26 protein-coding genes are annotated in these 25765 nt (G+C 57.6%); 10 read left to right on the top strand and 16 right to left on the bottom strand.

The window, feature by feature from the left end:
* Window positions 1-2: 2 nt before the first annotated feature.
* From garK to IB144_RS02865, 4 genes are all read right to left on the bottom strand, one after another.
* Entirely contained in the window at window positions 3-1148 is a 1146-nt protein-coding gene (gene garK, locus IB144_RS02880) for a glycerate 2-kinase (protein WP_023286893.1), read from the bottom strand.
* A 64-nt stretch (window positions 1149-1212) separates the two neighbouring features.
* Window positions 1213-2103, bottom strand: a complete 891-nt coding sequence (gene garR, locus IB144_RS02875) for a 2-hydroxy-3-oxopropionate reductase (protein ID WP_002917952.1) — start codon at window positions 2101-2103, stop codon at window positions 1213-1215.
* A gap of 26 nt (window positions 2104-2129) precedes the next feature.
* Window positions 2130-2900 carry a 2-dehydro-3-deoxyglucarate aldolase gene (gene garL / locus IB144_RS02870; RefSeq protein WP_002917954.1) on the bottom strand — a complete coding sequence of 257 codons (771 nt, stop codon included), beginning with the start codon at window positions 2898-2900 and terminating at the stop codon, window positions 2130-2132.
* 26 nt (window positions 2901-2926) lie between these two features.
* On the bottom strand, window positions 2927-4258 hold the full coding sequence (locus IB144_RS02865) for an MFS transporter (RefSeq protein ID WP_004149911.1): 1332 nt from the start codon (window positions 4256-4258) through the stop codon (window positions 2927-2929).
* A gap of 392 nt (window positions 4259-4650) precedes the next feature.
* Between IB144_RS02865 and garD the strand changes: the two genes are divergently transcribed.
* On the top strand, window positions 4651-6222 hold the full coding sequence (gene garD / locus IB144_RS02860; RefSeq protein ID WP_002917960.1) for a galactarate dehydratase: 1572 nt from the start codon (window positions 4651-4653) through the stop codon (window positions 6220-6222).
* A gap of 200 nt (window positions 6223-6422) precedes the next feature.
* On the opposite strand, the gene rsmI is transcribed toward garD, so the two are convergent.
* Window positions 6423-7286: a 16S rRNA (cytidine(1402)-2'-O)-methyltransferase gene (gene rsmI, locus IB144_RS02855; RefSeq protein WP_004144878.1), complete on the bottom strand. Its 864-nt coding sequence runs from the start codon at window positions 7284-7286 to the stop codon at window positions 6423-6425.
* Between the two features lie 63 nt (window positions 7287-7349).
* Between rsmI and IB144_RS02850 the strand changes: the two genes are divergently transcribed.
* Genes IB144_RS02850 through dolP form a run of 4 tightly spaced genes read left to right on the top strand, consistent with a single transcriptional unit; the run spans window position 7350 to window position 11003 of the window.
* Window positions 7350-9458, top strand: a complete 2109-nt coding sequence (locus tag IB144_RS02850; RefSeq protein WP_117057125.1) for a penicillin-binding protein activator — start codon at window positions 7350-7352, stop codon at window positions 9456-9458.
* On the top strand, window positions 9416-9802 hold the full coding sequence (locus IB144_RS02845; RefSeq protein WP_002918206.1) for a YraN family protein: 387 nt from the start codon (window positions 9416-9418) through the stop codon (window positions 9800-9802). Before IB144_RS02850 ends, IB144_RS02845 begins: the two co-directional genes overlap by 43 nt.
* Window positions 9803-9827: 25 nt before the next feature.
* On the top strand, window positions 9828-10418 hold the full coding sequence (gene diaA, locus IB144_RS02840; RefSeq protein ID WP_002918211.1) for a DnaA initiator-associating protein DiaA: 591 nt from the start codon (window positions 9828-9830) through the stop codon (window positions 10416-10418).
* A gap of 9 nt (window positions 10419-10427) precedes the next feature.
* The gene (dolP, locus tag IB144_RS02835) at window positions 10428-11003 is read left to right on the top strand and encodes a division/outer membrane stress-associated lipid-binding lipoprotein (protein ID WP_002918214.1); all 576 of its coding nucleotides are present in this window, start codon (window positions 10428-10430) and stop codon (window positions 11001-11003) included.
* Between the two features lie 121 nt (window positions 11004-11124).
* Here the strand turns inward: dolP and IB144_RS02830 are convergent, their stop codons facing one another.
* Both IB144_RS02830 and IB144_RS02825 read right to left on the bottom strand, forming a co-directional pair.
* Window positions 11125-12165: a permease gene (locus IB144_RS02830; RefSeq protein ID WP_004188467.1), complete on the bottom strand. Its 1041-nt coding sequence runs from the start codon at window positions 12163-12165 to the stop codon at window positions 11125-11127.
* Between the two features lie 75 nt (window positions 12166-12240).
* Window positions 12241-12888 (bottom strand): NAD(P)H-binding protein, encoded by a 648-nt coding sequence (locus IB144_RS02825; protein ID WP_004181410.1) that lies wholly within the window; start codon window positions 12886-12888, stop codon window positions 12241-12243.
* A 128-nt stretch (window positions 12889-13016) separates the two neighbouring features.
* Here IB144_RS02825 and IB144_RS02820 point away from each other — a divergent pair, with 128 nt between their 5' ends.
* Entirely contained in the window at window positions 13017-13553 is a 537-nt protein-coding gene (locus tag IB144_RS02820) for a type 1 glutamine amidotransferase domain-containing protein (RefSeq protein ID WP_002918221.1), read from the top strand.
* Here the strand turns inward: IB144_RS02820 and IB144_RS02815 are convergent.
* Entirely contained in the window at window positions 13515-13958 is a 444-nt protein-coding gene (locus tag IB144_RS02815) for a YhbP family protein (RefSeq protein ID WP_002918223.1), read from the bottom strand. The two genes, IB144_RS02820 and IB144_RS02815, sit on opposite strands and share 39 nt — an antisense overlap.
* Window positions 13959-14007: 49 nt before the next feature.
* Between IB144_RS02815 and IB144_RS02810 the strand changes: the two genes are divergently transcribed.
* A complete protein-coding gene (locus tag IB144_RS02810; RefSeq protein ID WP_002918226.1) occupies window positions 14008-14298 on the top strand; it encodes a GIY-YIG nuclease family protein in 291 nt (96 codons plus the stop codon).
* Here IB144_RS02810 and IB144_RS02805 read toward each other — a convergent pair.
* A complete protein-coding gene (locus tag IB144_RS02805) occupies window positions 14285-14788 on the bottom strand; it encodes an N-acetyltransferase (RefSeq protein ID WP_002918229.1) in 504 nt (167 codons plus the stop codon). The genes IB144_RS02810 and IB144_RS02805 overlap by 14 nt on opposite strands.
* Window positions 14782-15306 (bottom strand): SCP2 domain-containing protein, encoded by a 525-nt coding sequence (locus IB144_RS02800; protein WP_002918231.1) that lies wholly within the window; start codon window positions 15304-15306, stop codon window positions 14782-14784. Before IB144_RS02800 ends, IB144_RS02805 begins: the two co-directional genes overlap by 7 nt.
* A 221-nt stretch (window positions 15307-15527) precedes the next feature.
* Here IB144_RS02800 and IB144_RS02795 point away from each other — a divergent pair, with 221 nt between their 5' ends.
* The 3 genes from IB144_RS02795 to IB144_RS02785 all read left to right on the top strand — a co-directional run bounded on the left by IB144_RS02795 (window position 15528) and on the right by IB144_RS02785 (window position 18558).
* Complete coding sequence (locus IB144_RS02795; protein ID WP_065888799.1) at window positions 15528-16523, top strand: peptidase U32 family protein; 996 nt, start codon at window positions 15528-15530, stop codon at window positions 16521-16523.
* Window positions 16524-16528: 5 nt separating this feature from the next.
* Window positions 16529-17407: a U32 family peptidase gene (locus IB144_RS02790; RefSeq protein ID WP_002918233.1), complete on the top strand. Its 879-nt coding sequence runs from the start codon at window positions 16529-16531 to the stop codon at window positions 17405-17407.
* A gap of 143 nt (window positions 17408-17550) precedes the next feature.
* Window positions 17551-18558: an LLM class flavin-dependent oxidoreductase gene (locus IB144_RS02785; RefSeq protein WP_002918234.1), complete on the top strand. Its 1008-nt coding sequence runs from the start codon at window positions 17551-17553 to the stop codon at window positions 18556-18558.
* A gap of 44 nt (window positions 18559-18602) precedes the next feature.
* On the opposite strand, the gene mtr is transcribed toward IB144_RS02785, so the two are convergent.
* The 6 genes from mtr to rpsO all read right to left on the bottom strand — a co-directional run bounded on the left by mtr (window position 18603) and on the right by rpsO (window position 25741).
* Window positions 18603-19847 (bottom strand): tryptophan permease, encoded by a 1245-nt coding sequence (gene mtr, locus IB144_RS02780; RefSeq protein ID WP_002918235.1) that lies wholly within the window; start codon window positions 19845-19847, stop codon window positions 18603-18605.
* A gap of 144 nt (window positions 19848-19991) precedes the next feature.
* Complete coding sequence (gene deaD, locus IB144_RS02775; protein WP_004150943.1) at window positions 19992-21923, bottom strand: ATP-dependent RNA helicase DeaD; 1932 nt, start codon at window positions 21921-21923, stop codon at window positions 19992-19994.
* Window positions 21916-21996, bottom strand: a complete 81-nt coding sequence (gene yrbN / locus IB144_RS02770; RefSeq protein ID WP_085903200.1) for a protein YrbN — start codon at window positions 21994-21996, stop codon at window positions 21916-21918. Before yrbN ends, deaD begins: the two co-directional genes overlap by 8 nt.
* Before the next feature lie 104 nt (window positions 21997-22100).
* The gene (nlpI, locus tag IB144_RS02765; RefSeq protein ID WP_002918241.1) at window positions 22101-22985 is read right to left on the bottom strand and encodes a lipoprotein NlpI; all 885 of its coding nucleotides are present in this window, start codon (window positions 22983-22985) and stop codon (window positions 22101-22103) included.
* Window positions 22986-23093: 108 nt separating this feature from the next.
* Window positions 23094-25229: a polyribonucleotide nucleotidyltransferase gene (gene pnp / locus IB144_RS02760; protein ID WP_004150944.1), complete on the bottom strand. Its 2136-nt coding sequence runs from the start codon at window positions 25227-25229 to the stop codon at window positions 23094-23096.
* Window positions 25230-25471: 242 nt separating this feature from the next.
* Window positions 25472-25741 carry a 30S ribosomal protein S15 gene (rpsO, locus tag IB144_RS02755; protein ID WP_002918244.1) on the bottom strand — a complete coding sequence of 90 codons (270 nt, stop codon included), beginning with the start codon at window positions 25739-25741 and terminating at the stop codon, window positions 25472-25474.
* Between the last annotated feature and the right edge of the window lie 24 nt (window positions 25742-25765).

The raw sequence follows: 25765 nt of genomic DNA, 5'->3' as shown, positions 1-25765 counted from the left end.
TGTCATCCCTCAGTGGTCATCCCAACCTGCAGGGTGGCAGCAATATTACGCGACGCGCGGTAAATATTATCAAACGCCCCGCGAAATGCCTCTTCCAGCGTCGAAACGGAAGTTAACACGCTGAATACGGCATCGATACCGTGCTGGTGAACCACGCCGACATCGTGAGTCAGGCTGCCAGCAATACCGATCACCGGCTTACGGTATTTCTTCGCCACTCGGGCCACCCCCACCGGCACCTTACCGTGAACAGACTGGCTATCGAGCCGCCCTTCCCCGGTGACCACCAGTGAGCAGTCATGGATTTGTTCTTCCAGCTTCAGCGCCTCGGTAACGATCTCAATCCCGCTGCGCAGCTCCGCATTGAGAAAGGCCATCAGCGCCGCGCCCATGCCGCCGGCCGCTCCCGCGCCGGGGATCGACTTCACGTCCACCTGCAGCGACGCCTTAATGACGTCGGCATAATGCGCCAGATTACGATCCAGCTCGACGATCATCGCCTCGGTCGCCCCTTTCTGTGGGCCAAAGATCCGCGACGCCCCACGCTCGCCCACCAGCGGATTGGTAACATCGCAGGCCACGTGGATCATCCTGTCACGTAAGCGCGGATCGATGGCGGAAAGATCGATCCGGCTCAGACGGCTCAAACTGCCCCCGCCATGGCCGAGCTCTTGTCCCTCGGCGTCACAGAGGCGGGCGCCTAGCGCCTGCATCATACCCGCCCCACCGTCGTTGGTCGCACTACCGCCGATGCCGATAATGATCCGTTCCGCACCATGCTCCAGCGCCTGTAATATTAGCTCCCCGGTACCCCGTGAAGTGGTGATGAGCGGGTTACGTTTGTCGGGCGGAACGAGCCCCAGACCGCTGGCTGCCGCCATCTCAATAAACGCGGTGACGCCGTCGCCGGACATGCCCCAGCAGGCCTTCACTCTCTCACCCAGCGGACCCGTTACCCATGCGAAATGTTCCTTTCCCTGCGTGGCGGCAATCATGGCTTCCACCGTCCCCTCGCCGCCGTCGGCGACGGGCAGGGAAACATACTGTGCATCAGGGAAAATTTCCCGAAATCCTTTTTCTATCGCCTGAGCTACCTCGCTGGCAGAAAGGCTTTCTTTGTAAGAGTCTGGGGCAATGACGATTTTCATAATTTTGTAGCCTGACAGTGCCGCGCAAGGCAAGCATAACAGGGCGCGCAGGGCGCCCTTCTTGTTAGCGAGTGACTTCCACTTTCGCCAGTTTTTCGTAATAGCACGCCAGCGCGCTATGGTCTGCAGTGCCGAGACCGTCCGCGCGCAGCGCCTGCATCATCTCCATCACCGCCGCCGTCAGCGGCAGTTGGGCGCCCACGCCGTGTGAGGTATCCAACGCATTGGCCAGATCTTTAATATGCAGGTCGATACGAAAACCCGGTTTGAAGTTACGGTCCATCACCATCGGGGCTTTCGCATCCAGCACGGTACTGCCCGCCAGACCGCCGCGAATAGCCTGATAAACCAGATCCGGATTGACGCCGGCTTTAGTCGCCAGGGTCAGCGCTTCAGACATCGCCGCGATGTTCAGCGCGACAATCACCTGGTTAGCCAGTTTGGTGACGTTGCCCGCGCCAATATCGCCGGTATGCACTACGGAGCCGGCCATCGCTTTCATCAGATCGTAGTATTTATCGAAGATCGCTTTATCGCCGCCGACCATGACCGACAGCGTGCCGTCGATGGCTTTCGGTTCGCCGCCGCTCACCGGCGCATCCAGCATATCAATACCTTTGGCTTTCAGCGCTTCGCTGATTTCCCGACTCGCCAGCGGCGCAATGGAGCTCATATCGATCACCACGGTGCCCGGTTTCGCCCCTTCAATAATGCCGTTTTCACCCAGCGCCACCTCTTTAACATGCGGAGAGTTCGGCAGCATGGTGATGATCACCTCGCACTGTTCGGCAATCGCTTTCGGCGTCGTCGCGGTCTCAGCGCCAGCGGCGATCACGTCGGCAATCGCTTCCGGGTTACGGTCAGACACCACCAGCGAGTAACCCGCTTTCAGCAAATTTTTGCTCATCGGTTTGCCCATAATGCCAAGACCGATAAAACCTACTTTGATTGTCATAATGTTCTCTCTCTTCATCCTGGTGATTATTTTTTAAACGCGTCGGCAAGTTTCTGGGTTGCAGAACGGAAGACGCCCAGATCGCTGCCAACGGCGACGAAGGTCGCGCCCCATTCCAGATAGCGGCGCGCATCGGCTTCCACTGGCGCCAGAATGCCGCTTGGCTTACCGTGCTTCTTCGCGCTGGCGAAGATATGTTGGATAGCGCGCTGCACCTCAGGATGGGCGGCATTGCCCAAATGGCCTAAGGCGGCGGCCAGGTCGCTCGGGCCGACAAACACACCGTCCACGCCCTCGGTCGCGGCAATCGCCTCGACGTTGTCTACTCCGGTCTGGCTCTCAATCTGCACCAGAATGGAAATGTTCTTGTTGGACTGGGCGAAGTAGTCCGGCACGGTGCCAAACATATTGCCGCGGTGGGAAACGGAGACCCCGCGGATCCCTTCCGGCGGATAACGGGTCGAAGCCACCGCCTGCGCCGCCTGTTCAGCCGTCTCGACAAACGGCACCAGGAAGTTATAGAAGCCGATGTCCAGCATACGCTTGATGATGATGGGTTCATTGGTCGGCACACGGACTACCTGCGCGCTGGAGCTACCTTTCAGGGCCATCAGCTGCGGAATGAGCGTGGTGACGTCGTTTGGCGCGTGTTCCGCGTCCAGCACCAGCCAGTCGAACCCCGCCAGACCCAGCACCTCGGTGCTAATCGGGTTAGCCAAAGCGCACCAGCAGCCAATCTGCACCTGATGCGCCGCCAGCGCGGCCTTAAATTTGTTCGGAAAAATTGCGTTATCCATGATTTTTACCTTGCGTTAATCGTTGCTTACTTCTGCAATTCCATACGTTTGATATCGCCAACCACAAACAGGTAGCAGACCATCATCATCAGCGCGGAGCCGCCAACAAAAATCAGTGCGCCATTAAATGAGTGCAGTTCGCTCACGATGTAGCCAATAACCAGCGGCGTGGCGATCGAGGCCACATTGCCAAAGACGTTGAATACCCCGCCGCACAGGCCAACAATCTCCTTCGGCGCGACATCCGAGATAACCGGCCAGCCCAGCGCGCCAAAGCCTTTGCCAAAGAACGCCAGCGCCATAAGCGTAATGACCAGCGGCGTGCTGGCCGTGTAGTTACACAGGATGATGGACGACGCCAGCAGCATTCCCAGCACAATGGGCAGCTTACGCGCAAAAGTCAGCGTGCAGCCGCGGCCAATCAGATAATCCGAAAACAGCCCGCCCAGTACGCCGCCAGCAAAGCCAAACAGCGCCGGAATCGAAGCCACAAACCCCACTTTCAGAATCGACATTCCCTTGTCCTGCACGAGGTAGATCGGAAACCACGTCAGGAAGAACCATGTAATGGTATTCAGGAAATACTGACCGAAAAATACGCCTAACATCATTCGGTTAGTCAGCAACTGGCGGATATAGTCCATCTTCGGCCCGGCCGCCGGGGTGGCCTCTTTTTTATGGTCCATATCGACCACTGCGCCGCCTTCTGAGATATATTTCAGCTCCGCGGCCGACATTCGCGGATGATCGGTGGGGTTATGCACAAACTTCACCCAGATGATGGTGAGCACAAACCCTATTATCCCCATCACGGTAAAGACATGTTCCCAGCCCAGCGCGAAGGTCAGCCAGCCGAGCAGCGGCGAGAACAGAGCCAGCGAGAAGTACTGAGCGGCATTAAAGATAGCTGAAGCCGTACCCCGCTCTTTGGCCGGAAACCAGGCCGCCACAATGCGGGCGTTGGCGGGAAACGAGGGCGCTTCGGAAAAGCCCAGCATAAAACGCATAAAGAACATGGAGACCCCGGCCCAGGCGAGCGGGAACACATCAATAAAGCCTTGCAGGAAGGTAAACAGTGACCAGAAAAACAGACTGTATGAGTAAACCTTTTTCGAGCCAAATTTATCCAGCAGCCAGCCGCCAGGGATCTGCATCAGCAGATAAGCCCAGCCGAAGGCGGAAAAAATGTATCCCATCGACACCGCGCTGAGCCCCAGCTCTTTCGCGACTTCAGTACCGGCGATAGACAAGGTCGCGCGGTCGCCATAGTTCACTGCCGTCACCACAAATATCATCAACAGAATTAAATAGCGGGTCGGTATTCCTTTTTTTTCATCTAATGTAGAATCCAAAATCATTTAGACATTCCTCGGGCACAGAACACCTTTTATAATTGTTTTAAGTGGTTTCTGATTTATTTAAAAGACGATATTGAAATTGTCTATTCGCATATCGATCACCTCAAAAACATGACTCAGTATAATCAGCACGCCCCCGCCAGACACTATGCATACCCACAATATAAAGTTATTATTTAAATCCATAATTGTGCTTATGCCATAAGTCATGGGCGCTAATCCACACTTCTTACGATTGCCTGCCCTGCAGAGGTTAGCGTCATAAAAAGGAGTGATGCCGATCACATTTTAAAATCAACTCAGCTGACATCCTTTATTCCATCATACTGATACGTAGCAAATGAATTAGCGTTTTATTTTATTATTAGCACCTGTTTGGAGATGACTGGACAATGGCTGACATTGCAATTCGACAACAATCGCCGACCGCGTTTTATATTAAAGTTGACCCGACAGATAATGTGGCGATTATTGTCAACGATCGCGGCTTAACCGCCGGAACGCGTTTCCCGGACGGCCTGACGCTCGTCGAGCATATCCCGCAGGGTCACAAAGTTGCCCTGGTGGATATCCCCGCCCATGGTGAAATCATCCGCTACGGCGAAGTCATTGGCTATGCCGTACGCGATATCCCGCAGGGAAGCTGGATTGACGAGTCGCTGGTGGAGCTGCCCACCGCCCCGCCGCTGAATACCCTGCCGCTGGCCACTAAAGTGCCTGAACCGCTACCGCCGCTGGAAGGTTACACCTTCGAAGGCTACCGCAATGCTGACGGCAGCGTGGGTACCAAGAATCTGCTGGGTATTACCACCAGCGTGCACTGCGTCGCTGGCGTGGTCGATTACGTGGTGAAAATCATTGAACGCGACCTGCTGCCAAACTATCCCAACGTCGATGGCGTGGTGGGCCTGAATCATCTCTACGGCTGCGGCGTGGCGATTAATGCGCCGGCGGCGGTAGTGCCGATTCGCACCATTCATAATATCGCCCTCAACCCAAACTTCGGCGGCGAGGTGATGGTCATTGGCCTCGGCTGTGAGAAGCTGCAGCCGGAACGCCTGCTGCAGGGCACGGAAGACGTCAAAAGTATCCCGGTGGACAGCGCCAGCATCGTCAGCCTGCAGGATGAAAAGCATGTTGGTTTTAAATCGATGGTCGATGACATTCTGCAGGTCGCCGAGCGCCACCTGGCGAAACTGAACCAGCGCCAGCGGGAAACCTGCCCGGCCTCTGAGCTGGTGGTCGGGATGCAGTGCGGCGGCAGCGACGCCTTTTCAGGCGTGACCGCCAACCCGGCGGTAGGTTACGCGTCCGACCTGCTGGTGCGCTGCGGCGCGACGGTGATGTTCTCGGAAGTGACCGAAGTACGCGACGCCATTCATCTGTTGACCCCGCGGGCGATTAACGAAGAGGTCGGTAAACGTCTGCTGGAAGAGATGGCCTGGTACGATAACTATCTTGATATGGGCAAAACCGACCGCAGCGCTAACCCCTCCCCCGGCAACAAGAAAGGCGGTCTGGCCAACGTGGTGGAAAAAGCGCTGGGGTCGATTGCCAAATCAGGGAAAAGCGCCATCGTTGAGGTGCTCTCTCCGGGGCAGCGTCCGACCAAACGCGGCCTCATTTACGCCGCAACCCCCGCCAGCGATTTTGTCTGCGGCACCCAGCAGGTAGCCTCTGGCATCACGGTGCAGGTATTCACCACCGGTCGCGGTACGCCGTACGGGCTGATGGCGGTACCGGTGATAAAAATGGCGACCCGTACCGAGCTGGCCAACCGCTGGTATGACTTAATGGACATTAACGCCGGGACCATCGCCACTGGCGAAGAGACGATTGAGGATGTCGGGCGGAAGCTGTTCGAATTTATTCTCGACGTCGCCAGCGGACGCAAAAAAACCTTCTCCGATCAATGGGGCCTGCACAACCAGCTGGCGGTATTTAACCCGGCGCCGGTAACCTGATCGAGAGCGTAAGGATTTAACCACTTTTAGCCCGGATCTATCCGGGCTTGTTGGTTAGGGATGCTGGGCGGCAAGAAAAGCGATTCTGCCCTTTTCTTCCGACATTTTTTCCGACATTTCTTCCGACATGTGGGAGGACGCTCAAGCAGCTCTTCACTATCTGAAGGGCTGCTTGCCAGGCTTCAATTGGGTTTACAGGATCACTCCCCCTGCTGCTCCAGGGCGTACTTATACAACGCATTTTTCTTCACGCCGTGGATTTCCGCGGCCAGCGCGGCGGCTTTCTTCAGCGGCAGCTCCGCCTGCAGCAGCGCCAGAGTACGCAGCGCGGCCGCCGGCAGCGCCTCTTCCTGAGCCTTGAAACCTTCGACGATCAGCACCATCTCGCCTTTGCGACGGTTTTCATCTTCCTTCACCCACGCCACCAGCTCACCAATCGGCGCGCCATGGATCGACTCCCAGGTTTTGGTCAGCTCACGAGCCAGCACCACATAGCGGGATTCTCCCAGTACCGCGCAGATATCCTCCAGACTCTCCACCAGACGGTGGGTCGACTCATAGAAAATAAGGGTACGCGGCTCTTCTTCCAGCGCTTTCAGGGTATCGCGGCGGCCTTTCGATTTCGCCGGCAGGAAGCCTTCATAACAGAAACGGTCGGAAGGCAGGCCGGCGGCGCTCAGGGCGGCGATAGCCGCACAGGGGCCCGGCAGCGGCACCACGCGAATATTCGCTTCGCGGCAGGTGCGCACCAGATGGTAACCAGGATCGTTAATCAGCGGCGTGCCGGCATCGGAAACCAGCGCGATGTTTTGCCCTTCTTTCAGTTTGGCAAGCAGGGTTTCCGCCTTTTGCTGCTCATTATGGTCGTGAAGCGCAAACAAACGGGCGTTTATCGCAAAATGTTGCAGCAGCAAACCGGTATGACGGGTATCTTCCGCTGCAATTAAATCAACGGCTTGCAGCACTTCCAGTGCACGCTGCGTGATATCAGACAGATTTCCTATCGGAGTGGGCACAATATAGAGCTGCCCCTGAGAATTATCCGCTGATTCGTGTTGTTTCATTGTCTCGTCCGTATTGCCGATTTAATATTGAGCATTGAGCCAAAAAAATATCACTGGACACTTATGGTACCGTCAACATTTCTTCGTTCTAAGCCCGCGCGCTGCCTGCCCGTATTGCTGGCGACTCTTATTTTTGCTGGCTGCGGCACCCACACGCAGGATCAAAGCGCGGCGTTTATGCAGGGTACGTCGCAGGCCAACTCCAGTTTCTACTTACAGCAGATGCAGCAAAGCACGAATGATAGCAAGACCAACTGGCAATTACTCGCCATTCGTGCACTACTGCAGGAAGGGAAGAAGCAGCAGGCTATCGACCTGTTTAACCAGCTGCCGGCGAACCTGAACAGCACTCAGGCCCGTGAACAGTCGCTGCTGGCGGTGGAAGTGAAGCTGGCGCAGAACGATTATCAGGCCGCCCGTAATCTGCTGGCTAAGATCGATCCGACAAACCTTGAGCAGCCTCAGCAGGCGCGCTACTGGCAGGCGCAAATCGATGCCAGCCAGGGCAAACCATCGCTGACCCTGCTGCGCGCCTTAATCGCCCAGCAGCCGCTGCTGAGTGACGCCAAACAGCGTCAGAAAAATATTGATGCGACCTGGCAAGCGCTCACCTCGATGCCCCAGGACCAGGCCAATGCGCTGGTGATCAACGCCGATGAAAATATCCTCCAGGGCTGGCTGGATCTGCAGCGGATGTGGTTTGACAACCGCAACGATCCGACGCTACTGAAAGCGGGCGTTAAAGACTGGCAGACGCGCTATCCGCAAAACCCGGGCGCTAAAATGCTGCCGACGGCGCTTGTGAATATGCAAAACTATAAGCCTGCGTCCATCAACAAGATTGCGCTTTTTCTGCCGCTGAACGGTCAGGCGTCGATCTTCGGCCGCACTATCCAGCAGGGCTTTGAAGCCGCCAAAAACGGCGCGCCGTCGGTGACGGGCAGCGCGGTTCCCGCCCAGGTCGCCCAGGCGGCGAATGTCTCCGGTAATGATGATGTGGTGAGTCCGTCGCAGGCAGAAATCAGCGATCTTACCGCCACCGGAAGCCGCACTGATCCGGTTCAGGCCCCGACGCAGGACCAGGCAGCGCCTGCTGCGGAACCGGCAGCCCAGGCGCCGGCAACATCCGCCACGCCGCAGACTACCGCTTCCCCGGCCACCCAGCCGGTTACCGCGCCGGCCGCACAGCCGCAGCCCGTGGTCGCAACCGCCGCCAACCCTTCTGCGGAACTGAAAATTTACGACACCACCAGCCAGCCGATAAGCCAGCTGCTCGCCCAGGCGCAGCAGGATGGCGCCACCCTGGTGGTTGGGCCGTTGCTGAAAGAAAACGTTGAAGAGGTTATCAAGAGCAACACGCCGCTCAATGTGCTGGCCCTCAACCAGCCGGAAAAAGTCGAAAGCCGCGCTAACCTCTGCTATTTCGCGCTTTCTCCGGAAGACGAAGCGCGTGACGCCGCCCGACATATCCACCAACAGGGGAAACAGACCCCGCTGCTGCTGGTTCCGCGCGGCGCGCTGGGCGATCGTGTGGTTAGCGCTTTTGCCGACGAGTGGCTGAAGCTGGGCGGCGCCAGCGTCCTGCAGCAGCGTTTTGGATCCACGGCCGAGCTGCGCGCCGGCGTGAACGGCGGCGGGGGCATTGCGCTGAGCGGCACCCCGGTCTCCACCCTGCCATCAGCGCAGAACAGCATCCTCGGCAGTGCGGATGAGATGCCGGTAAGCAGCGGCGGCAGCGTCGATGCGGCCTATATCCTCGCCACCCCGGAACAGATTGCCTATATCAAACCGATGATCGCCATGCGCAACGGCAGCCAGAGCAATGTCACCCTGTACGCCAGCTCGCGCAGCGCCCAGGGCACCGCGGGGCCGGATTTCCGTCTGGAGATGGAAGGCTTGCAGTATAGTGAGATCCCAATGCTGGCCGGCAGCAATCCGTCGCTAATGCAGCAGGCGCTGTCCGCGGTGCGTAATGACTACTCGCTGGCGCGTCTGTATGCCATGGGCGCTGACGCCTGGTCACTGGCAAATCACTTCACGCAAATGCGCCAGACGCCTGGCTTCGAGCTGAACGGCAATACCGGCGATCTGACGGCCAACCAGGATTGCGTGATTAACAGGAAACTGTCATGGCTCAAGTACCAGCAGGGAAAAATCGTTCCGGCCAGCTAAGCAAACAGACCGGCGATGCCTGGGAAAACCAGGCGCGCCGCTGGCTGGAAGGCCAGGGCCTGCGTTTTATCGCCGCCAATGCCCGCGAGCGTGGCGGCGAAATTGACCTTATCATGCGCGACGGCACGGTCACCGTTTTTATCGAAGTGCGCTACCGCCGTAGCGCCCGGTACGGTGATGCGGCAGCCAGCGTCACTCCGCAAAAACAACAACGACTGCTTAAAGCCGCCCGTTTGTGGCTCTGCCGACAGAATGGGAGCTTTGAGACTGTGGATTGCCGTTTCGATGTGGTAGCCTTCACCGGAAACGACATCCAATGGCTAAAAAACGCCTTTGGCGAATAGCGTAATACCAGAAGTAAGGGATCCCGTGCTCGACAGAATCAAAGCCTGCTTTACCGAAAGCATTCAAACCCAAATTGCCGCAGCGGAAGCACTCCCGGACGCCATCTCCCGGGCGGCGATGACGCTCGTCCAGTCCCTGCTTAACGGCAACAAAATCCTCTGTTGTGGTAATGGCACCTCCGCCGCCAACGCACAGCATTTTGCTGCCAGCATGATTAATCGCTTTGAAACGGAACGCCCTGGTTTACCTGCCATTGCACTAAATACCGATAATGTGGTCTTAACCGCCATCGCTAACGATCGCTTGCATGACGAGATCTACGCCAAGCAGGTGCGCGCCCTGGGACACGCCGGCGATGTGCTGCTGGCGATCTCTACGCGCGGAAACAGTCGGGACATCGTCAAGGCGGTGGAAGCCGCCGTGACCCGCGACATGACCATCGTCGCGTTAACCGGCTATGACGGCGGTGAGCTGGCGGGCCTGTTAGGTCAACAGGATGTCGAAATCCGCATCCCCTCCCATCGCAGCGCGCGTATCCAGGAGATGCACATGCTGACCGTCAACTGTCTGTGCGATTTGATAGATAACACTCTTTTTCCACACCAGGACGATTAAGGAGAACACATGAAGGCTCTCTCGCCCCTCGCCATCCTGCTTTCTGCACTACTGCTGCAGGGCTGCGTTGCCGCCGCGGTAGTCGGAACGGCAGCAGTCGGCACCAAAGCCGCAACGGACCCGCGTACGGTGGGAACCCAGGTCGATGACAGTACCCTGGAACTGCGCGTCAATAGCGCCTTGTCGAAAGATGAACAGATTAAGAAACAGGCCCGTATCAACGTCACCGCTTATCAGGGCAAAGTCCTGCTGACCGGCCAGTCGCCGACGCCGGACCTCTCCGCGCGCGCCAAGCAAATCGCCATGGGCGTGGAAGGGACCACGGAAGTGTTTAATGAAGTGCGCCAGGGCCAGCCGATTGGTTTAGGCACCGCCTCGTCTGATACCTGGATTACCACCAAGGTGCGTTCGCAGCTCCTGAGCACCGATCAGGTCAAATCCTCGAACGTGAAAGTAACCACGGAAAACAGCGAAGTCTTCCTGATGGGGCTGGTGACCGACCGCGAAGGCCGGGCGGCGGCGGATATTGCCAGCCGGGTAAGCGGCGTATCCCGGGTGACCACCGCCTTTACCTACATTAAATAAAGCTGCAGTTTCCCGGCTGGCGCTGCGCTTAGCCGGGCTACCGCCCCCTGTACGTTGTGTGCCGGGTAAGGCGTAGCCGCCACCCGGCATCCAATCCGGCTATGCGTACGTTTACGGCAAACTACACCAGCGCCAGCGCACCGACAATCGCCCCGCACAGCGCCACCAGTCCGCCCGTCAGCCACAGCGCTTTGGCCGGGAAGGCTTTACGCAGCATAATCAGCGACGGCACGCTCACTGCCGGCAGTGTGATGAGCAGCGCCAGCGCGGGCGCCGTCCCCATACCCGCCAGCATCATTGTCTGCACAATCGGAATTTCCGCCGCAGTAGGGATCACAAACAGGCAGCCGGCGATCGCCATCGCGATAACCCAGAACAACGTATTATCCACCACGCCATCGGCGTGCGGGAACAGCCAGACGCGCGCCGCTCCCAGCACCAGCACCGCGAGGATATAAACCGGGATCGTGTTCCAGAACAGCGTCCACAGCGCCCGCAGCCAGCGGCTAAAGAAGCCGCCCTGAGTCGCTTCCGACGGTGCAGCAGGCACCGCTACCGGCTGCGTCGCCGCCTCTTTCACCCATTTCTGCACCAGCGTCGCCACAGTTAATACTGTCGCCAGACCCGCCACCAGGCGAACCAGCGCAAACTGCCAGCCCAGAACAAAGCCCATAAACACCAGCGTCGCCGGATTGAGTAGCGGGTTCCCCATCCAGAACGCCAGCGCCCCGCCCATCGACACCTGCTGTTTGCGCATCCCGGCCGCGACCGGCGCGGCGCAGCAGGTGCACATCATGCCGGGCAGCGAGAAAATCGCTCCCAGCAGCGTGCCCTGAAACCGCGATTGTCCCAGGGTGCGTAGCAGCCAGTCGCGCGGAATGAGTACCTGAATCAACGACCCGAGCAGCACGCCGAGCACCGCCGCTTTCCAGACGGCAAGGAAGTAAACCATCGCATAGTCCCACGCCGCCATCAGCGGGTTAGCGTCGGCCTGGGCGAGAATAGATTTACCGATACTGTGGGTTTCCGCAGCGGTGAAGGCTTTCCCGTAGTACGGCTGCCATTTGACGTACCACAGACCAACAATCACGACGAGAAAGAAAAGCGCGGGTTTCCACCATTGAAATGGTGACGCCGCCTGAGATGAAGACTGACCAGCCATAGCATTCCCCAGCAAGAAATGTGGATATGAATTGAAGCCGTGAATACTACGCCGGAAGCCTGCGTTTGCAAACCGCTATTCAGCCTGCCGCGCGGCGCGCTCCCGTAGTTCCGATGATGACAGAATTCGCACCCCTTCGTGGGTGGGCGACAGCGCCTCCGCCAGCAGGGCGATCGCCACATCGCGGGCCGCAATGGATTTCCAGTTCCCCGGCAAGAGCCGGAACAATGGTGCGAGGAAGGTCTCATTGGCCCGCTTTTTTTCCCGCTCGCCTGACAGCATCGACGGCCTGGCGATGGTCAGCCGCGGCCAGTCTTGCTCAATCAGCGCCGCCTCCATTTCTCCCTTCACCCGATTGTAGAAAAACGGCGAGTGGGCGTTGGCGCCCATCGCGCTAACCACCAGCATATGTTGCGCACCCAGTCGTTTGCCGGTCAGCGCGGTATCAACCACCAGCGTGTAGTCAGCATGGACGAAGGCCTCTTTGCTCCCGGCCTCCCGGCGCGTCGTTCCCAAGCAACAGAAGACGATATCCACCGGGTCAACCACCTGCGCCAGGGCATCGGTCAGCTGGGGATCGTGAGGATTAAAGACACCTTCCGCTGGCGCCAGCGGGCGACGCGTCGGCGCGGCGATGGTGCTTATACGGGGCTCATTCTGCAGCAGCCGGAGTAAGTGACCGCCAACTAACCCGGTCGCGCCGGTTAATAATACCTGACTCATTGGTTCTCCTTTACAGAATTCTCCGCCTTGCACTTTCGGGCTCATGTTCCAGGCTTAATACCTTACAAGGTAAGTATCCACCATCATCATGGAATTACCTCATTGACCATCCAGACAGTGGAGGAAGCATGAGTAAAAAGATAGCCGTCCTCATTACCGACGACTTTGAAGATTCTGAATTTACCTCTCCCGCCGAAGCCTTTAAGCTCGCCGGGCATCAGGTCATCACGATCGAAAAGCAGGCTGGCAAAACGGTGAAGGGTAAGCAGGGAGAAGCCGAGGTCGCCATCGACAGAGCCATCGATGACGTCACACCGGGTGAATTTGATGCCTTATTGCTGCCCGGGGGCTACTCTCCCGACCAGCTGCGTGGTGATGAACGCTTCGTCACCTTTACCCGCGATTTTGTCAACGGCGGTAAGCCGGTGTTTGCCATCTGCCACGGTCCGCAGCTGCTGATCAGCGCCGATGTGATCCGCGGACGTAAGCTCACGGCGGTGAAACCGATTGTGGTGGATGTGAAAAACGCCGGGGGCGAGTTTTACGACCAGGAGGTGGTGGTCGATAACGAACAGCTGGTCACCAGCAGAACGCCGGACGATCTGCCGGCCTTCAATCGCGAAGCGCTACGCCTGCTCGGCGCCGGCATCACGCCGCCAGTGTAATTTTTTCCCGAAACCCAGCGTGTTGTCGGTAAATTTGATTTCGTCCGGACGAATCTCCCATACCGGCGCCGACAGCATGCGGGCCACCGGGAAGCGCTTGACGTAGCGCTGGCGCATTCGCGCCTCTTCGTCACCGCTCAGACGACGGATCTCGCCTTTGAACTGCACGCCGCGGATCAGGGCCACGGTTTTTGGCTGGCCGTTAACCGTGCCGGCCACCTTCGCCCTCTGTCCGGTCATCTGGCCATGGCGGGTGTGCTCCTCGCTGAGCAGATAAAAGGCCACGGTATCCGGGTCATAGACGTAAAAGGCATTCGCGCACCACAGCTCGTCTTCACGGGAGACGCACCAGGTGACGACGTGCTGTTTACTCAGCCAGCGACCAATGGCGGCAAGCGTATCCATCTTTCTTCTCCATTATGCTATGGTGCACACACCTTACCATAGTGACTTTGTGACCGTGTGCTGGTTTCTGTATCTCATTCGAACCGCGGATAATCGCCTTTATACCGGCATCACCACCGACGTGCCACGCCGCTTTCGCCAGCATCAGGCGGGAAAAGGCGCAAAGGCGTTGCGCGGCAAAGGCGACCTGCAGCTGGCCTTTAGCCACGAAGTTGGTGAACACTCACTTGCATTGCGACTGGAATATCGCGTCAAGCAGCTAACGAAGCGCGAAAAAGAGCGCCTCGTTGCCGGAGAGGATGCCTTCGAAACCCTGCTGGCAAGGCTTAAAGACGATTAAAGTGCTCGCTGTATTCTACCTGGCCATGGACGCCGTCGAGGGCGTCATCCGCCAGACGGTGAACCTGGAACGCCTCGGCGCTGTCCGGCCAGCGGCAGCGGAGATCGAAGCGCGCGGCCGGTTCAAAGCCGAAGCGACGGTATAAATCCGGGTCGCCCAGCGTCACCACCGCGGCGTAGCCAAACTCATTCAGCGAGTCCAGCCCTTCATAAACCAGCTGCCGGCCAATGCCCTGTCCGCGGTAGCGTTCATCTACCGCCAGCGGCGCCAGGCCGACCCACTGCAGCTCTTCACCTTCCACCGCCACCGGGCTGAAGGCAACGTAGCCGATCACCTGGCCTTCATCATCCGTCGCCACTACCCCCAGCGTGATCAGTCCATCTTCACGCAGATCGTGCACCAGCTGCGCTTCGGCATCGCGGCCGAAGGTACGACGCAGCAGCGCGTCGATTCCCGGTGCATCAATCCCAATCTCCACTCGAATCAGCATGCCTCACCTACCGATGTCTGTTCAGGTTTCTGCGGGCTCTTCAGTCCAGCTTCGACAAAATCCGCCAGTTGCAGCAACATCACGCGCAGCGCTTTTGGCATCTGCTCGAGCTCAATGGCGTCCATCAAATTTTTTACATACAGCCCCAGCTCCGTATCGCCTTCAATGACCAGACGACGCTGGAAGAATAGCGTATCCGGATCCTGCTTGCGCGCGGCGATCATTAACAGATCGCTGGCGTCGGCGCTGAAGCTGACGTCGGCGTCGGCCTGCTGGCTGACCACCAGTCGACCATCGACTACCGAGGTATACCACAGCAGACCGATGTCACGCACATGAATACTTAACCAACGCCCCTCAAGAAACTCCAGCTCCCCCTCCGCCAGCGCCTGGCGAAACTGCCAGCTCAGCACTTGCTCCAGCACCTGGCGCTTGAGGGCAAAAGGCGCCAGCTTAACCGGCACGCTCATTAAAGACGGGCCAAAGTGGACCAGCCGGGAACGCAGTTTATCCAACACAAGCTTTACTCCATGAATGCAATAGTTCCGCTATTGTGCCATATCACATAAACAACATAGCGGCGTAAATCAACAAAAACGCGATGACGGCCGCCAGTTATTGGCGCCGCCAATACACTTTTAACTGCCTCAAATCAAAAATTGTCACCAGAAGGTTAACTAAAATCCCTGCTCGTTAACCATTCAGCGTCCCTGACGGGCCGCATTTTTCAGGAAAAATTATGGAGCTGCTCTGCCCAGCCGGTAACCTTCCGGCGCTTAAGGCGGCCATCGAAAACGGCGCCGATGCCGTGTATATCGGGCTGAAAGATGACACCAACGCCCGCCACTTTGCCGGCCTTAATTTCACCGAAAAGAAACTGCAGGAAGCCGTCAGCTTTGTGCATCAGCACCGTCGTAAGCTGCATATCGCCATCAATACCTTCGCTCATCCCGACGGCTACGCCCGCTGGCAGCGAGCAGTGGATATGGCCGCTCAACTGGGCGCCGATGCGCTCATTCTGGCCGATATCGCCATGCTGGAGTACGCTGCGGAGCGTTACCCACACATTGAGCGTCACGTTTCGGTGCAGGCTTCCGCCACCAATGAAGAGGCCATTCGCTTCTATCATCGCAACTTCGACGTCGCGCGCGTCGTACTGCCGCGCGTGTTGTCTATTCATCAGGTGAAACAGTTGGCCCGCGCCACGCCGGTGCCGCTGGAAGTCTTCGCCTTCGGCAGCCTGTGCATCATGGCGGAAGGCCGCTGCTATCTCTCTTCTTACCTGACCGGCGAATCGCCCAACACCGTCGGCGCCTGTTCGCCTGCCCGCTTCGTACGCTGGCAGCAAACGCAGCAGGGGCTGGAATCGCGTCTCAATGAAGTGCTGATTGACCGTTATCAGGATGGTGAAAATGCCGGTTATCCGACGCTGTGCAAAGGCCGCTACCTGGTTGATGGCGAGCGCTATCACGCGCTGGAGGAGCCCACCAGCCTCAACACCCTGGAACTGTTGCCGGAATTGATGGCCGCCAATATCGCCTCGGTGAAAATCGAAGGCCGTCAGCGCAGCCCGGCTTACGTGACCCAGGTGGCGAAAGTCTGGCGCCAGGCGATCGATCGCTGCAAAGCCGATCCGCAGAATTTCGTACCGCAGTCCGCCTGGATGGAGACCCTGGGCGCCATGTCCGAGGGGACACAAACTACCCTTGGCGCTTATCACCGTAAATGGCAGTGAGAAACATGAAATATTCATTAGGGCCGGTGCTGTACTACTGGCCAAAAGAGACGCTGGAAGATTTTTACCAGCAGGCGGCAAACTGCAGCGCCGACACCATTTATCTCGGCGAAGCGGTATGCAGCAAACGCCGCGCCACCAAAGTTGGCGACTGGATCGAAATGGCGAAAACGCTGGCCGCTAGCGGCAAGCAGGTGGTGCTCTCCACCCTCGCGCTGGTGCAGGCCTCTTCTGAACTGGGCGAGCTGAAGCGCTATGTCGATAACGGCGAATTTCTGATTGAGGCCAGTGATTTGGGCGTGGTAAATCTCTGCGCCGAACGCAAGCTACCGTTCGTCGCCGGGCATGCGCTGAACTGCTACAACGCCGTTACCCTGCGCCTGCTGCGGAAACAGGGCATGGTGCGCTGGTGCATGCCGGTGGAACTCTCCCGCGACTGGCTGGCTAATTTACTGACCCAGTGCGAAGAGCTGGGTATCCGCAACCAGTTTGAAGTCGAAGTGCTGAGCTACGGCCATCTGCCGCTGGCTTATTCCGCGCGCTGCTTTACCGCCCGCTCGGAAGACCGGCCAAAGGACGAGTGCGAAACCTGCTGCATCAAGTACCCAACCGGGCGCAGCATGCTGTCGCAGGAGAACCAGCAGGTGTTCGTGCTCAATGGTATTCAGACCATGAGCGGCTACGTCTATAACCTGGGCAATGAGCTGACCTCCATGCACGGCCTGGTGGATATGGTGCGCCTGTCGCCGATGGGCAACGAGACCTTCGCCATGCTCGAGGCCTTCCGCGCCAACGAAAACGGCGCTGCGCCGCTGGATCTCACCAGCAATAGCGATTGCAACGGCTACTGGAAACGATTGCCAGGACTGGTGCTTCAGGCCTGATAAACCGCTCACTTTGTTAACAACAGTGCTCAGATTTTAATGCATTATTAAAGATGCAGCTTTTCTGGCTGGCGCGTCCAGGATGCGCCAGGCTGGAAGAAGACCTTCAATCTGATGACGATGCTGTAGCAAAGTGAGCCTTTATGACTGACAAATCTGTTCCATTCTCGGTGCTCGATCTGGCGCCGATCCCGCAAGGTTCTTCTGCCAAAGAAGCCTTTACCCACTCTCTGGATCTCGCCCGGCTGGCCGAATCGCGCGGCTATCATCGCTACTGGCTGGCGGAGCACCATAATATGGTCGGCATTGCCAGCGCAGCGACCTCGGTGCTGATTGGCTATCTCGCCGCCAACACCACCACCCTGCATCTCGGGTCCGGCGGCGTGATGCTGCCTAACCACTCTCCACTGGTGATAGCTGAGCAGTTCGGCACCCTGAACACCCTTTACCCCGGGCGGATCGACCTCGGCCTTGGCCGCGCGCCGGGCAGCGATCAGCCGACCATGCGCGCCCTGCGTCGCCATATGAGCGGCGATGTCGATAATTTCCCGCGCGATGTAGCGGAACTGGTGGACTGGTTTGACGCCCGCGATCCGAACCCGCACGTGCGCCCGGTTCCCGGCTACGGGGAGCGCATTCCAGTATGGCTGCTGGGCTCAAGCCTGTACAGCGCGCAGCTGGCGGCGCAGCTTGGTCTGCCGTTTGCCTTCGCCTCGCACTTCGCGCCGGACATGCTATTCCAGGCGCTGCATCTGTACCGCAGCAACTTCAAACCTTCGGCGCGGCTGGAAAAACCGTACGCGATGGTATGTATCAATATTATCGCCGCCGACAGCAACCGCGATGCAGAGTTTCTCTTCACCTCCATGCAGCAGGCGTTTGTGAAGCTGCGCCGCGGCGAAACCGGGCAGTTGCCGCCGCCGGTGGAAAATATGCATCAACTGTGGTCAGCGTCCGAGCAGTATGGTGTACAGCAGGCATTGAGCATGTCGCTGGTCGGCGATAAAACTAAAGTCCGCCATGGGCTAGAGTCGATTCTGCGTGAAACCGAGGCGGACGAAATCATGGTCAATGGCCAGATCTTCGACCACCAGGCGCGTCTGCATTCTTTCGATTTAGCGATGCAGGTGAAAGAGGAGCTGTTGGGGTAACACACACGTCAGCCCGGTGGACGTCGCGCCACCGGGCAATAGCTTTACTGATAAACCGGCAGCAGATTGACGCTCGACAGGATATGTACAACCGCATTGCCGAGGCCAAAGAGCAGGATCAGCACAATCATTGGCGTTCCGCCCCAAACGCGGAACTGTGGGCTGCCGAAGCGTTTGCGTGAGGCGTGAGCCAGCAGCGCCGGTACAATCGCCGCCCAGATCGTCGCCGCCAGGCCAGCATAGCCGATGGCGTAGAGGAAACCATCGGGTTTCACCAGCCCGCCAATCATCGGCGGGATAAAGGTCAGCAGCGCGGTTTTAAAGCGTCCCATCGCGCTATCGTCAAAGCCAAACAGATCCGCCAGGTAGTCGAACAGCCCCAGCGTCACGCCGAGGAACGAACTGGCGACAGCAAAGTTCGAGAACACCACCAGCAGCAGATCCAGACTCCGACTATTCAGCACGCCGCTCAACGCCTGCACCAGCACATCAATGTTGCCGCCCTTCTGCGCAATGTCGATAAACTGCGGACGAGGGATGTTACCCATCGTCACCAGCAGCCAGACCACGTACAGACCCAGCGCCAGCAGCGTACCGTAGGTTAAGCAGCGGATGATGGTGCGCGGATCTTTTCCGTAGTATTTCATCAGGCTCGGCACGTTGCCGTGATAGCCAAACGAGGCCAGGCAGAACGGGAGCGTCATCAGCAGGTATGGCGCATAGGAGGCATTCTTCTCCGCAACGTTAAATAGCGTCGTCGGCTCGACGTGCCCGAGCAGGCTACCGAAGGTCAGGAAGAAGGTGATAACCTTAGCGCCCAGTACGATAGCCGTCATGCGGCTCACCGCTTTGGTGCTCATCCAGACGATAAACGCCACCAGCAGCGCAAAGCCGAAGCCCGCCGCGCGCGCCGGCACCTTCAGCGACAGTTCACTGAAGGTGTGGTGGAGGATCGAACCGCTCGCCGAAATATAGGCGTAGGTCAGGATATAGAGCACAAAGGCGATTGATACACCGTTCACCAGGTTCCAGCCCTTGCCGAGCAGGTCTTTGGTAATGGTGTCGAAGCTGGAGCCGATGCGGTAGTTAAGATTGGCCTCGAGGATCATCAAACCGGAGTGCAGCATGCAGAACCAGGTGAAGACCAGCGCCGCCAGCGACCAGAAAAACCACGCGCCGGACATCACCACCGGCAGCGAGAACATGCCCGCGCCGATAATCGTGCCGCCGATAATCACCACGCCGCCAAACAGAGACGGACGGGTTGCCGTAGTGGTTAGTGTCGCCATTTACCGAATTCTCCAGTCGAAAATACTTCGCTCACGTTGAGCATGACGCACTGTACCAGTACACGAGTACAAAGGGAATAAAAAAAGCCCCAATCATGACGATCGGGGCTGTATTATTTAGTTTACGCTAGCGGGCGGCGTTGATTACGCATCGCCACCGAAGCGACGGCGACCGGCTGAGTCATCGCGGCGCGGCGCGGATGCATCGTCACGACGCGGCGCACGGCCTTCACGACGTTCGCCGCTGAAACGACGTCCTTCACCACGACCGCCTTCACGACGTTCGCCACCGAAGCCACGGCCGCCTTCACGACGCTCGCCGCCGAAGCCACGGCCGCCTTCGCGACGCTCACCGCCGCCACGACGTTCGGTGCGCGGCTGCGCATCGCCCAGCAGCTGCATGTTCATTGGCTTGTTCAGGATACGGGTACGAGTAAAGTGCTGCAGCACTTCGCCCGGCATCCCTTTTGGCAGCTCAATGGTGGAGTGAGAAGCGAACAGCTTGATGTTACCGATGTAACGGCTGCTGATATCGCCTTCATTGGCGATCGCGCCAACGATATGACGCACTTCAACGCCGTCATCGCGACCCACTTCAATGCGATACAGCTCCATGTCACCCACGTCACGACGCTCACGCTTCGGACGATCTTCGCGATCGCCGCGCGGGCCGCGATCATTACGGTCGCCACGACGGTCGAAACGATCGTCACGATCGCGGAATTCACGACGTGGACGCATCGGCGCGTCCGGCGGAACGATCAGCGAACGTTCGCCCTGAGCCATCTTCAGCAGCGCAGCAGCCAGCGTTTCCACGTCCAGCTCTTCACCTTCCGCCGTCGGCTGGATTTTCGCCAGCAGTGCACGGTACTGATCCAGATCGCTGCTTTCCAGCTGCTGCTGAACTTTCGCGGCGAATTTTTCCAGACGACGCTTGCTCAGCAGCTCCGCGTTAGGCAGTTCCACTTCAGGAATGGTCAGCTTCATGGTGCGTTCAATGTTGCGCAGCAGACGACGCTCGCGGTTCTCAACGAACAGCAGCGCGCGGCCAGCACGACCGGCACGACCAGTACGGCCGATACGGTGAACGTAGGATTCAGAATCCATTGGGATGTCGTAGTTCACCACCAGGCTGATACGCTCAACGTCCAGGCCACGGGCCGCAACGTCAGTCGCAATCAGGATATCCAGACGACCATCTTTCAGGCGTTCCAGAGTCTGCTCACGCAGCGCCTGGTTCATGTCGCCGTTCAGCGCCGCGCTGTTGTAGCCATTACGCTCCAGCGCTTCAGCTACTTCCAGGGTCGCGTTTTTGGTACGGACGAAGATAATCGCCGCATCAAAGTCTTCCGCTTCCAGGAAACGCACCAGCGCTTCGTTTTTACGCATGCCGTAGGCAGTCCAGTAGCTCTGGCTGATATCCGGGCGAGTCGTCACGCTGGACTGAATGCGCACTTCCTGCGGCTCTTTCATAAAGCGACGGGTAATGCGACGGATAGCTTCCGGCATGGTGGCGGAGAACAGCGCGGTCTGATGCCCTTCCGGGATCTGCGCCATAATGGTTTCTACGTCTTCGATAAAGCCCATGCGCAGCATTTCATCTGCTTCATCCAGTACCAGGCCGCTCAGTTTGGAGAGGTCCAGGGTGCCGCGCTTCAGGTGGTCCAGCAGACGACCCGGGGTACCGACGACGATCTGCGGACCCTGACGCAGGGCGCGCAGCTGCACGTCATAACGCTGGCCGCCGTACAGGGCAACCACGTTCACGCCGCGCATATGTTTAGAGAATTCCGTCATTGCTTCAGCAACCTGTACCGCCAGCTCGCGGGTCGGCGCCAGCACCAGAATCTGCGGTGCTCTCAGCTCAGGATCGATGTTGTTCAGCAGCGGTAAAGAGAATGCTGCGGTTTTACCGCTACCGGTCTGGGCCATACCCAGAACGTCGCGGCCGTCCAGCAGATGCGGAATGCACTCAGCCTGGATCGGAGATGGTTTTTCGTAACCCAGATCGGTGAGCGCTTCAAGGATAGGAGCCTTCAGGCCCAGATCTGCAAAAGTGGTTTCGAATTCAGCCATGTAGTACGTGTGCCTCAAAATTAATGGCGGCCAGTCTACATAACTCATCGTGAAAATTTACGGTAATTTTCATTGAAAAGTGTGAACCGGCTCAAAGTAGGTGTATTAACGAACAACAACGCCCTCACCCGCGAAGGTGATGGCAAGCAAAAAACTATGGGCTGATGTGTTCGTCAGCTATTGCTGGTCCGATTCTGCCAGGTCATCTTGCTCCTGGCCCAAGAGCGATAATTCCAACAATGCGTATCGGTGCTCAACGTAGTTGTGTACGTTGTTGGCGACCGCCAGTTTGAACAGTGCCGTAGCGCTGTCCTTGTCCCCCAGACTTAGGTAGTACTTACCTAAATAGAAGTTGGTTTCACTGAGATGCTCAGCGAGCGAGGTGTTATCCGTTGCGTCTGCCTTCAGACGAGTCATCAGCTCTTTTTCGCTAATGTCGCCAAGGTAGAACTCGACAATGTTCCATCCCCATTGCTCTTTATCCGACTTGTTTAAGCGCTCTCTGAGTGCTTCAAGCGCCCGCTTCTCGTCGAGTTTACGCTCGGCGATATAAAGCCACAGGCTACGGAAAGGATCATTGGGATCGTCTTGATAAAACGCCAGCAGATCATCTTGCGCTAACTTAGCCCGGCCGCCGTAATACAGGGCGATACCGCGGTTCAAGTGCGCGTAGTTGTAAGTTGGATCAAGCTCAAGTACAGAATCAAACGCTTCATAGGCAGCATCAAAATTGCCTGCCTGCGTTAAGTAAATGCCTAAGTAATTGAATACTTCCGGCATATCGGGTCGGATTGCCAGCGCTTGTGAAAAATCATTTCGCGCTAGTGCCCTCAGACCGAGACTATCATACAACACTCCGCGCTCATATAAAAGCTGTGCGCGTTCGTCATCGGATAAAGCCCGACTGGCAAGAATTTGTTCCATGCGTGCCAGAATCACTTCTTGCTGTAAAGTCGGTTGCAATGGTACTGCGAGGACGGCGTCCTTACGCCAGGCGGTGCTACTGCATCCTGCCAGCGTGAGAGCTGTCGCCACGAAACACCAGCGCAAAAAAGGCTTCATTTCCCACTCCCGAAGACAACGATTGGATGAACGTCCTGTTCCCCGGCTGCAAACGAGGCGTCCTGCCCGTAAAACGCCCTCCGCAAAAGCGGAGGGCTAACGGCAACCTTACTCGCCCTGCTCGGCAGCCGGAGCTTCCGGCGCTGCGGCAGACGGAGTCTGTTCAGTTGCTTCTTTAATGCTCAGACGGACACGGCCCTGGCGGTCAACTTCCAGAACCTTAACCGGTACTTCCTGACCCATCTGCAGGTAGTCAGTCACTTTCTCAACGCGCTTGTCAGCGATCTGCGAGATGTGAACCAGACCTTCTTTACCGCCGCCGATGGCAACGAATGCGCCAAAGTCAACGATACGGGTCACTTTACCATTGTAGATGCGGCCAACTTCGATCTCAGCGGTGATCTCTTCGATACGACGGATAGCATGCTGCGCTTTGTCGCCGTCGGTCGCTGCGATCTTCACGGTACCGTCATCTTCGATCTCGATGGTAGTACCGGTCTCTTCGGTCAGGGCACGGATAACAGAACCGCCTTTACCGATAACGTCTTTGATCTTGTCCGGGTTGATCTTGATGGTGTGGATACGCGGTGCGAATTCAGAGATATCGCCGCGCGGCGCGTTAATCGCCTGCTCCATCACGCCCAGGATGTGCAGACGCGCACCTTTAGCCTGGTTCAATGCAACCTGCATGATTTCTTTGGTGATACCTTCAATTTTGATATCCATCTGCAGCGCAGAGATACCGTCGCGGGAACCCGCAACTTTGAAGTCCATATCGCCGAGGTGGTCTTCGTCACCGAGGATGTCAGACAGCACGACGAAGTTGTCGCCTTCTTTCACCAGACCCATTGCGATACCCGCCACAGCGGCTTTTACCGGCACGCCCGCGTCCATCAGCGCCAGAGAGGCGCCGCAGACGGAAGCCATGGAAGAGGAACCGTTAGATTCGGTGATTTCCGATACCACGCGCACGGTGTACGGGAATTCTTCAATAGTCGGCATCACGGCCAGTACGCCGCGCTTCGCCAGACGACCGTGACCGATTTCACGACGCTTCGGAGACCCCACCATGCCAGTTTCGCCTACGGAGTACGGAGGGAAGTTGTAGTGGAACAGGAAGGAGTCGGTGCGCTCGCCCATCAGTTCGTCGATGTTCTGCGCATCGCGTGCGGTACCCAGAGTCGCGGTAACCAGCGCCTGCGTTTCGCCACGGGTGAACAGCGCGGAACCGTGAGTACGCGGCAGAACGCCGGTACGAACGTCCAGACCACGGATCATATCTTTTTCACGGCCATCGATACGCGGCTCGCCGGCCAGTACGCGGCTACGAACCACGTTTTTCTCGATGGCGTGCAGGATTTCACCCAGCTCGTTAGCGTCCAGGGTTTCATCTTCAGCAACCAGCGTGGCGATGGTTTCAGATTTGATCACGTCAACCTGAGCGTAACGCTCTTGTTTGTCGGTGATACGGTAAGCATCGCTCAGACGGGATTCAGCCAGCGCAGCCACGCGCGCGTTCAGCGCTTCGTTGACCGCTTCCGGCTGCCAGTCCCAACGCGGTTTACCGGCTTCTTTCACCAGGTCGTTGATGTTCTGAATAACAATCTGCTGCTGCTCGTGGCCGAAGACCACCGCGCCCAGCATCTGGTCTTCGCTCAGCAGTTCCGCTTCGGATTCCACCATCAGCACGGCCGCTTCGGTACCGGCAACCACCAGGTCCAGTTTGCTGGACTTCAGTTCTTCCTGGGTTGGGTTCAGTACGTACTGGTCGTTGATGTAACCCACGCGCGCAGCGCCGATTGGGCCATTGAACGGAATACCAGACAGCGACAGCGCAGCGGAAGCACCGATCATCGCGACGATGTCTGGGTTAACCTGCGGGTTAACGGAAACGACGGTGGCGATAACCTGAACTTCGTTAACGAAGCCTTCCGGGAACAGCGGGCGAACCGGGCGGTCAATCAGACGCGCGATCAGTGTTTCGCCTTCGCTTGGACGGCCTTCACGACGGAAGAAACCACCCGGGATTTTACCGGCAGCGTAGGTACGCTCCTGGTAGTTAACGGTCAGCGGGAAAAAGTCCTGGCCTGGCTTCGCTTTTTTCTGACCCACAACGGTAACGAATACCGCAGTGTCATCCATGCTAACCATCACAGCGGCCGTTGCCTGGCGCGCCATCATGCCGGTTTCCAGGGTCACGGTATGCTGGCCGTACTGGAATTTACGAACGATCGGATTAAGCAAAATTCTATCCTTTTTATCTATAAATCACGCCATATCCACGACATAGCGTCTATTGACCCGATCTTCTGCATCCTCGCGACTAATGACAACCTTTACCCGCCCCTGCGGATGAAGCCTCTCATTAGCCGCGCGAACCTCTGCATGAAGATCATTACTAGCAACAATACATGAGTTTTGAATGAATTGCTGCCGCCCGGTCGAAAAAAGGGGCCGTCAGGCCCCTTTTTCTGAAACTCGCAGAATTAGCGACGCAGACCCAGACGCTCAATCAGCGCAGAGTAACGGGCAACATCTTTACGTTTCAGGTAGTCGAGCAGTTTACGACGCTGAGAAACCATGCGCAGCAGACCACGACGGCTGTGGTGATCTTTTTTGTGCTCTGCAAAGTGGCCCTGCAGGTGGTTGATCTGTGCGGTCAGCAGTGCAACCTGAACTTCGGTAGAACCGCTGTCGTTTTCGCCACGACCAAACTCAGAAACGATTTTTGCTTTAGCTTCAACGCTTAGAGACATTTTATAACTCCAAAAATTAAAAGA

The organism is Klebsiella sp. K4, from assembly GCF_014596785.2.
GTDB classification, from domain to species: Bacteria; Pseudomonadota; Gammaproteobacteria; order Enterobacterales; family Enterobacteriaceae; genus Klebsiella; species Klebsiella pneumoniae.
This window is presented reverse-complemented; position numbering and strand designations above follow the sequence as displayed.

Coding starts and splice junctions, on each gene's coding strand:
- IB144_RS02825 (WP_004181410.1), bottom strand. CDS start 12,888: ATGAGTCAGGTATTATTAACCGGCGCGACCGGGTTAGTTGGCGGTCAC.
- IB144_RS02820 (WP_002918221.1), top strand. CDS start 13,017: ATGAGTAAAAAGATAGCCGTCCTCATTACCGACGACTTTGAAGATTCT.
- IB144_RS02865 (WP_004149911.1), bottom strand. CDS start 4,258: ATGATTTTGGATTCTACATTAGATGAAAAAAAAGGAATACCGACCCGC.
- IB144_RS02845 (WP_002918206.1), top strand. CDS start 9,416: ATGGCTCAAGTACCAGCAGGGAAAAATCGTTCCGGCCAGCTAAGCAAA.
- IB144_RS02790 (WP_002918233.1), top strand. CDS start 16,529: ATGAAATATTCATTAGGGCCGGTGCTGTACTACTGGCCAAAAGAGACG.
- garL (WP_002917954.1), bottom strand. CDS start 2,900: ATGGATAACGCAATTTTTCCGAACAAATTTAAGGCCGCGCTGGCGGCG.
- IB144_RS02815 (WP_002918223.1), bottom strand. CDS start 13,958: ATGGATACGCTTGCCGCCATTGGTCGCTGGCTGAGTAAACAGCACGTC.
- nlpI (WP_002918241.1), bottom strand. CDS start 22,985: ATGAAGCCTTTTTTGCGCTGGTGTTTCGTGGCGACAGCTCTCACGCTG.
- garR (WP_002917952.1), bottom strand. CDS start 2,103: ATGACAATCAAAGTAGGTTTTATCGGTCTTGGCATTATGGGCAAACCG.
- dolP (WP_002918214.1), top strand. CDS start 10,428: ATGAAGGCTCTCTCGCCCCTCGCCATCCTGCTTTCTGCACTACTGCTG.
- garD (WP_002917960.1), top strand. CDS start 4,651: ATGGCTGACATTGCAATTCGACAACAATCGCCGACCGCGTTTTATATT.
- IB144_RS02830 (WP_004188467.1), bottom strand. CDS start 12,165: ATGGCTGGTCAGTCTTCATCTCAGGCGGCGTCACCATTTCAATGGTGG.
- yrbN (WP_085903200.1), bottom strand. CDS start 21,996: ATGAAAATTACCGTAAATTTTCACGATGAGTTATGTAGACTGGCCGCC.
- IB144_RS02850 (WP_117057125.1), top strand. CDS start 7,350: ATGGTACCGTCAACATTTCTTCGTTCTAAGCCCGCGCGCTGCCTGCCC.
- IB144_RS02805 (WP_002918229.1), bottom strand. CDS start 14,788: ATGCTGATTCGAGTGGAGATTGGGATTGATGCACCGGGAATCGACGCG.
- rpsO (WP_002918244.1), bottom strand. CDS start 25,741: ATGTCTCTAAGCGTTGAAGCTAAAGCAAAAATCGTTTCTGAGTTTGGT.
- mtr (WP_002918235.1), bottom strand. CDS start 19,847: ATGGCGACACTAACCACTACGGCAACCCGTCCGTCTCTGTTTGGCGGC.
- rsmI (WP_004144878.1), bottom strand. CDS start 7,286: ATGAAACAACACGAATCAGCGGATAATTCTCAGGGGCAGCTCTATATT.
- garK (WP_023286893.1), bottom strand. CDS start 1,148: ATGAAAATCGTCATTGCCCCAGACTCTTACAAAGAAAGCCTTTCTGCC.
- IB144_RS02785 (WP_002918234.1), top strand. CDS start 17,551: ATGACTGACAAATCTGTTCCATTCTCGGTGCTCGATCTGGCGCCGATC.
- deaD (WP_004150943.1), bottom strand. CDS start 21,923: ATGGCTGAATTCGAAACCACTTTTGCAGATCTGGGCCTGAAGGCTCCT.
- IB144_RS02795 (WP_065888799.1), top strand. CDS start 15,528: ATGGAGCTGCTCTGCCCAGCCGGTAACCTTCCGGCGCTTAAGGCGGCC.